Source organism: Streptococcus danieliae, assembly GCF_009767945.1.
GTDB lineage: Bacteria > Bacillota > Bacilli > Lactobacillales > Streptococcaceae > Streptococcus > Streptococcus danieliae.
Map to the genome: position 1 here is coordinate 1 of NZ_WSRS01000091.1, position 6,927 is coordinate 6,927.

A 6,927-nucleotide genomic window follows, 5' to 3' on the forward strand; every position below is an offset into this window, starting at 1 on the left:
GTGGAACCTGTCTTTGGACAGGTAAAGGCTTGTTTAGGTTACAAACGTTGTAACCTACGAGGAAAACGACAAGTAAAAATTGACATGGGATTGGTTCTCATGGCCAATAATCTCCTCAAATATAGGAAGAGGAGATTCTAAAAGAAAAGGAGAGACTCATTTCAGTAGATGAATCTCTCCTTTTTAGGCTTTATGAGACTTTTGTCCCAGCCTCATCTTCTCTTCATTTTTCTCCTTTATACTAAAACCATACAAAAATGAAAAGAGGAGATCTACTCATGAAATCAATTCTAAAACATAAAGGACTTATTCTTATTTCTGTACTGGTGCTAGGTGCTGCTGGTGTTGGATCTGCTGGTGTTTACGCTACTACTGATTCCTCATTCCAAGAAAGTCAGCAGGACTGGGATTGGGATGAGCAGTTCGATTGGGACTGGGATGATGAAGACGATTGGGATCAGGATCAAGCGCGAGACCAAATCATCAAACAAATCCGCGACGTAAATCCGAAACTTAATTTTGAAGCAGCGGCCAAGGCTGCCCTAAAAGAAGTAGGATCTGCAACTATCACAGATATCAACTTAGAACGCTACAACCAGCAAGTCATTTATGATGTCCGCCTCGAATCTAAGGATCGCGAAATCAAGTTGGAACTCGATGCCACTAGCGGAAAAGTACTACGTAAATCCGAAGAGCCTCTAGAAGCGGATGATAAACTCAAGGCTCAACCCAAAAAATCAATCGCTGAAGTTGAAAAAGCCCTTCTAAAGGAATATCCTGCCGCAAAAATCTTGGATATTAGCTTAGAAAACACCAGTAAATCTGTCACCTATCAAGCAGAAATCTTAAACGGCGATAGCTTCCAAGAAATTCTCGTCAACGCAAAAGATCTGAGCCTGGCTGAAGCCCCAAATCAGTAATCCAATCAAAGACCAGTAAACCCCGAGCCCCTTAAACTCGGGGTTTATACCCTTACTCACTCATTTTTAGGCTCGGATTTGCTATACTGAAAGAAATAGAAAAGAGGTAAAGATGAAACTGCTGATTGTGGAAGATGAATTGGATTTAAACCGTAGCTTGGTCAAGCTGCTCAAGACCCAATCCTATAGTGTTGATGCAGCCTTTGATGGGGAGGAGGCTTTGGATTATCTAGCTACCAGCGATTACGATGCCTTGATTGTAGATGTCATGATGCCGCGTATGGATGGTTTCACCCTGGTTCAAACCCTGCGGCAGCAGAACCAACAAACCCCCATCCTCTTTTTAACCGCCAAGGATAGTCTAGAGGACAAGGTCCGGGGGCTGGACTTGGGGGCTGATGATTACCTGATCAAGCCCTTTGAGTTCCCTGAACTATTGGCCCGTTTGCGGGCCATTACTCGGCGGGAACAGCCTACTGTTTCATCCTCGCAAATTCAGATTGGGACCGTCCGTCTCGATTTGAGCAGCCAGCAGGTCTGGAAGGCGGAACAGCTGATTCCGCTAACCGCCAAAGAATATAAGATCCTGACCTACCTGATGAGCCATCGGGGGCAGGTTCTATCCCGCGACCAGATCCGAGAGCATGTCTGGGATTTCGACTACGACGGTGATTCCAATAATATTGAAGTGCTAATTAAAAATATCCGCCGCAAACTCCAAGAATCTTCCAAAGATTCCTTGATTCAAACCAAAAGAGGCCTCGGCTATGTCATTTTTTAATTCCCCGACCAAAAAGGGACATTCCTCCATTATCCGGCGGGTCAATGCCTGGTATTCCGGTTTTATTCTGCTGATTCTCTTGAGCTTTTTTGGAATCGCCTTTCTCTTAAGCCATTCCCTAGCCACCTCTGTCGACCAAGCCTTCCTCCAGGAGGAAGCCATTGACACAGCCCAAGCCCTCGCTGAGGATGAAGATGAACTAGAGGGCTTCGATGATGGGATCTATTATTCCATCTACGATGAAAACAACCAGGCCCTGCAGCCCTTTTTCCCGAGCGATTTTAATACCAGACTCCCCTTCTCCAAGGGACAGATTTTAGAAACCTCTGGGAAAAACCAGAACTACTACTATGTGGATATCACCATCCCCGGCAGCAAGCACTGGCTTCGTGCTGTCACCAGCCAAAATACTAGTAACCCAGAGTTGCAGTTCTTTATCCTCACCCTGGCCGTGATTACCCCCTTTTTGCTGGGGATTATTAGCTGGGGTGGGTATCGCATCTTAAAAAGCGCCTTCCAGCCTGTTGAAACCATTGGCCAAACAGCCGATCGTATTCGCCTCAGCCAGGATTTTTCCCAAAGAATTCCACAAGGAAACGAAAATAATGAGCTGACACAACTGGCGGCCACCATCAACCACATGCTGGAAACCATTGAAAGCAGCTTCCAACGCGAACGCCAGCTGACCAACGATGTCTCCCACGAGCTGCGCACACCGCTAACGGTGATTCTCTCGGAAAGCCAATACGGACGCGACTACGCCCAGGAACTAGCCGAAGCCCAGGAGTCCCATGGCATTATTCACCGCCAGGCCCAACAAATGAAGGCCCTGGTTGAGCAGATTCTAGAGCTGGCTCGTCTGGAAAAGAGTAATCCAACAGACTTCCAAACCATCGCCTTCTCAGAACTAGTAACCGAAAAAGGGCTGGACTTCCGCAGATTGCTGGAAGCAGAGGGCATTCAGGTTGTCCTAGATGTTCAAAGCAACATTCAAGTTCCCGGCCAAGCCATTCAGCTACAGCGCCTGCTGGATAATCTACTCTCCAATGCCCGCAAATTCACCAGTGACTGGATCCATATCCAACTCGAAACCCAGGCAGACCAAGCCAGCCTAAGCATCTCAGACAACGGCCCCGGCATTCCCGCCGATCAGGTCGACCGAATCTGGGAAAAATTCTATCAAATTGCTCAAGACCGCAACAAAAACCACGGACAGGGAATTGGCCTCGGGCTCTCCCTAGTCCGCGAAATTGTTCACCAACACCACGGACAAATCCAGGTTCAATCCCAGCCCAACCAAGGCAGCCGCTTCACCGTAACCCTGCCCTTGGTAAAAAGAACTCCTTAAAAGAGTCAAAAAACCGCGAATTTGCGCGGTTTTTTGAATTTTATTCACAATAACGACTGGCGATAATGTTTTTGACTAGGACTTGAACATTGGCCAAGGTCGTCTCTGTTTCCAGGGCTTGAGACAAAGGAAGCACCTGTCTTTGAATCGAAAAAGTGGCTAAGAAGAACTCCTTAAACGCAGTTAGCTCTTCAACACTGCCACCTAGGGCAATAACCGGGACACCAGCTGCTTTGGCGGTTTGCGCAACTCCGATCGGCACCTTTCCTTGCAGACTCTGCCTGTCCAGACGCCCCTCACCAGTAAACACCAGGTCTGCCCCTTGCACCACTTGGGTCAAGCCCAACTTCTCCGCCATAAAAGGATAACCAGCTTCCAGAGCCCCACCCAGAATCACCACGGCACCTCCCAGACCACCGGCCGCACCTATTCCAGGAATCGCCTGTAAATCTAGACCCATTTCCTGCTTAATCCGAAGCACCTGATCTTGAGCAAGTTGATCCATGGCTACTACCTGCTCTGGAGTCGCCCCCTTCTGAGGACCAAAAACAGCCGCATAGCCTCGAGGACCTGCATAGGGATTGGTCACATCAGTCAGCCCCCGCAAGGTCACTTGGGAAAGTCGCTCCCGATCTGCTAGAGTGAGCCCCTCCAGTAAGCCACGACCACCATCAGAAGTTCCACTCCCACCTAGGGTCAAAACCAGCTCCTGACAACCACGATTCAGCGCATCGCGGAATAAAGCCGCCAACCCAAGACTTGTCGCCCGCTCAACCGTTTCAGGTGACGGATCAATCTTATCAATCCCCACAACACGCGCCGACTCAATGTAAGCTGTTTGTCCACTGATAAAGTAGGTAACTCGAAGAGGACGTTCAAGTAAGTCCACCGTCTCCACCTCAACCCAAGTGCCATCCAAAGCATGAGCCAGTGCCTCTAAAGTCCCCTCGCCCCCATCTGCAATCGGGATAGTGACCACTTCTGCATCTGGCAAAACCTCGACAATCCCTGCTTTAGCAGCCTGATTCAGCTGCATAGAAGTAGCGGATCCCTTAAACGAATCCATCGCAACTAGAAATTTCATCCACACACTTCCTCCTTATCAGCTATTATACTGTAGAGCTTTAAACAGCAACAGGACAAAACTGAGATTCAAGCTAGAATACCCTCTAATCTTTCTAGCTCGACTTAATCAATTTTGATGTCTGATTTCCCTTGGAATATGAGGAACAACTGTTGTCTCTGCAACTTTTAATTCTTGACTACTTTCCAATCCTTATTCAAGTCTCCCCTTTTTTAGCCCCTATAACAGATACTGCTAATCATACCACTTAGATTGAGATCTCCACAAGGTAAAGTACTTCCCTTTCTTTGCTAAAAGTTCCTCGTGGCTGCCAATCTCCACAATTTTTCCTTGGTCCAATACAACTATGCGACTGGCTAAACGTACTGATCCTAGACGATGACTCACTAAAATAGATGTTTTTTCTGCCACCATTTGTTCAAACATCTGATACAGTCGATACTCCTCTTTAGGATCGATCGCTGCTGTCGGCTCATCCATTATGATAAAGTCATGTTCTCGATATAATCCCCTTGCGATTGCCAAGCGTTGCCACTGCCCACCTGAAAGGTTAATTCCTCCAAACTCTGGTGCTAAAAGCATATTCTTATCTATTGATTTTAAATGTCCACCGACCATTTCCAATAATCGGTCGATAACGGATTCCTCAACATCTTTAGACCAATCACTGATGCAAATATTATCCAGCAGCGATAGTTTGTAACGTTGAAATTGTTGGAAAACGCCCGAAGTCCTTCGAAATAGGCTTCTTTGATGAGTCGTTTGTGTTTCTAAATCTCCAATCCATACCTGACCAGAAGTAGGTGTATATAGTCCCAGTAGAAGACGGATAAGGGTCGTTTTCCCAGATCCATTTTCTCCAACCAAAGCGATACTTTCACCTTTTTGTAGATCTAGATTTAGCTCCTTTAAGATCAGCTGACTTGACTCTCCATAACTAAAAGAAACTTGCTCAGCCACTAATCCTTTAGAAAAATCAATTTCTCCCATATTTCCACCTCGCTCAGGAAAGTCCATTAGCTGATAGAAATTTACCACCTGAGAAAGAGAATCCCCAATTCCACTAATATGCTCTGAAACAAGCTCATCTACCAAAGAAAAAAATTGAGATAGGAGAATAAATGTAGAGGAGAATGCTCCAATAGAGACTTTACCTTGTGTCAATTCAATAAAAAGCAGGTAAAGCACAAAGCCAAAACCTAAATAAGAAAAAAGATTCAAACCTAATTTAATCCACATCATCTTCAGACTAGCTCTTTCCTCTCTTCGAACTACTGAATACAAGGTACTAAAAAAGTGATTATAGAAATACCCAAAGCCACCTAGTAGTCTTGTTTCTTTAAAAAACTGGGGGCCAACTAAACTTTCAACATAATAGCGATTTTGCCGACGCAAAGAATAGGTTTCTTCTTCTAATTTGCGAGCTTGGCGATAATGAAGCAAATATCCTAGGACCAAAGGAATAAAGGACAACACAATTATAATAGGAATAAGCGGAGAAAATTGGAAAAGATAAAATCCAACCAGGAGTAAAAGGATAGTATAGTAACTGACAAACTGTAAGGTAATGGAAGCCAAATGCCCCAACTCCTCATACTCTAGACAGTCCTTGGCTCGTTCAATTTGATCTAAAAATTCTTCCCTTTCAAAATGAACAGGATCAATTCTGCCTAATTTTCGCTGAAAATCTCCCATCAATTTCCCCATGTTACTGTAAGAGACTTGGCTCATCAAATACTGCCCATAACCATTTAAAAGTTGATTTATGATCAAGATAACACACAACAATAATAAGTAGCCTGTAAATTCAAGAATACTAATCTGAGTTTGCGTAAACCGATAAACCCGATCAAATACCTCCTGCATAGCCCATAAACTCATCACGAAACAAACCGCCCGAAGAGTTGCTACGACTTGCTCCAGAACTCCCCACCAAGTGGATTTCTTAAAATAGTCAATAGTATTTCGCATGGTGATCATTTCAAATGAATACTTTTGTTTCATTGATACCACTCCTTCTGCAGACTATACATTTCAGAAAAAAGACCACCGAGATTTAATAAATTCTCGAATCTTCCTTTCTCCACAATTCTCCCACCATCTAAAACAATAATTTGATCGGCAAGCTTCGTCGAACCCAGACGATGACTAATGAACAAAGTCGTCTTACCTTGCATCAAGCGATCAAACTCTTGGTAAAGACTATCTTCTGCAATCGGGTCCAAAGCAGCTGTCGGTTCATCTAAAATTTTAATCGGAGCCTCATGTAATAAAGAACGTGCAAAAGTAATTTTTTGCCATTGTCCTCCCGATAACTCCCTCGCTCCTGTCTGCAGCTTTCCTAAAGCAGTATCTAGTCCCAATGGTAAAGAATCGTATAATTCCTTTAATCCTGACTGCTGCAAAACTTTTAGATAGTCCTTTTCCTCCACATCGCGGGTCACCCCCAACTGTAAATTATCCCTCAGGAGAATTTGATAATGAGAAAAATCCTGAAATACTGCTGAAATCAAAGCTTTAATAGTCGACAATGGGTAAGTCCGTAACTCCTTGCCATTTATCAAAATCTCTCCCTCATACTCTCTGTAGAGACCGGTGAGCAGTTTTACTATAGTCATTTGAAACAAGAACAAGACAACAAAGCATCCAGAAAATTGTCATAACTGGGCAATACTTTTCTGAGGTGTTTTTTCATATGAGCCCATGTGTTTTCAATAGGATTATACTCAGGTGAGTAGGGGGGGAGAGGCAAGAGTTTATGTCCTTGTTCTTCGCACAATACTTTTAGACGACT

8 protein-coding genes are annotated in these 6,927 nt (G+C 44.6%); 4 read left to right on the forward strand and 4 right to left on the reverse strand.

The features are described 5' to 3' along the window. From E5983_RS08085 to E5983_RS08100, 4 genes are all read left to right on the forward strand, one after another. The coding region (locus E5983_RS08085; protein ID WP_202056349.1) for a transposase at nucleotides 1–141 on the forward strand (141 nt) is incomplete at its 5' end. 137 nt (nucleotides 142–278) lie between these two features. Next, nucleotides 279–920: a PepSY domain-containing protein gene (locus E5983_RS08090; protein WP_160333349.1), complete on the forward strand. Its 642-nt coding sequence runs from the start codon at nucleotides 279–281 to the stop codon at nucleotides 918–920. A 112-nt stretch (nucleotides 921–1,032) separates the two neighbouring features. Continuing rightward, complete coding sequence (locus tag E5983_RS08095) at nucleotides 1,033–1,701, forward strand: response regulator transcription factor (RefSeq protein ID WP_160333350.1); 669 nt, start codon at nucleotides 1,033–1,035, stop codon at nucleotides 1,699–1,701. Next, a complete protein-coding gene (locus E5983_RS08100) occupies nucleotides 1,688–3,049 on the forward strand; it encodes a sensor histidine kinase (protein ID WP_160333351.1) in 1,362 nt (453 codons plus the stop codon). Before E5983_RS08095 ends, E5983_RS08100 begins: the two co-directional genes overlap by 14 nt. A gap of 40 nt (nucleotides 3,050–3,089) precedes the next feature. Here the strand turns inward: E5983_RS08100 and E5983_RS08105 are convergent, their stop codons facing one another. From E5983_RS08105 to E5983_RS08120, 4 genes are all read right to left on the reverse strand, one after another. After that, nucleotides 3,090–4,133, reverse strand: coding sequence for a glycerate kinase family protein (locus E5983_RS08105; RefSeq protein WP_160333352.1), 1,044 nt, complete (start codon nucleotides 4,131–4,133; stop codon nucleotides 3,090–3,092). A gap of 234 nt (nucleotides 4,134–4,367) precedes the next feature. Continuing rightward, nucleotides 4,368–6,137 carry an ABC transporter ATP-binding protein gene (locus E5983_RS08110; protein ID WP_160333353.1) on the reverse strand — a complete coding sequence of 590 codons (1,770 nt, stop codon included), beginning with the start codon at nucleotides 6,135–6,137 and terminating at the stop codon, nucleotides 4,368–4,370. Then, complete coding sequence (locus E5983_RS08115) at nucleotides 6,134–6,751, reverse strand: ATP-binding cassette domain-containing protein (RefSeq protein ID WP_160333354.1); 618 nt, start codon at nucleotides 6,749–6,751, stop codon at nucleotides 6,134–6,136. Before E5983_RS08115 ends, E5983_RS08110 begins: the two co-directional genes overlap by 4 nt. Continuing rightward, on the reverse strand, nucleotides 6,748–6,927 hold a 180-nt coding region (locus E5983_RS08120; RefSeq protein WP_202056368.1), incomplete at its 5' end, for a transposase. The genes E5983_RS08120 and E5983_RS08115, both read right to left, overlap by 4 nt.

Coding starts and splice junctions, on each gene's coding strand:
- E5983_RS08105 (WP_160333352.1), bottom strand. CDS start 4,133: ATGAAATTTCTAGTTGCGATGGATTCGTTTAAGGGATCCGCTACTTCT.
- E5983_RS08110 (WP_160333353.1), bottom strand. CDS start 6,137: ATGAAACAAAAGTATTCATTTGAAATGATCACCATGCGAAATACTATT.
- E5983_RS08100 (WP_160333351.1), top strand. CDS start 1,688: ATGTCATTTTTTAATTCCCCGACCAAAAAGGGACATTCCTCCATTATC.
- E5983_RS08090 (WP_160333349.1), top strand. CDS start 279: ATGAAATCAATTCTAAAACATAAAGGACTTATTCTTATTTCTGTACTG.
- E5983_RS08095 (WP_160333350.1), top strand. CDS start 1,033: ATGAAACTGCTGATTGTGGAAGATGAATTGGATTTAAACCGTAGCTTG.
- E5983_RS08115 (WP_160333354.1), bottom strand. CDS start 6,751: ATGACTATAGTAAAACTGCTCACCGGTCTCTACAGAGAGTATGAGGGA.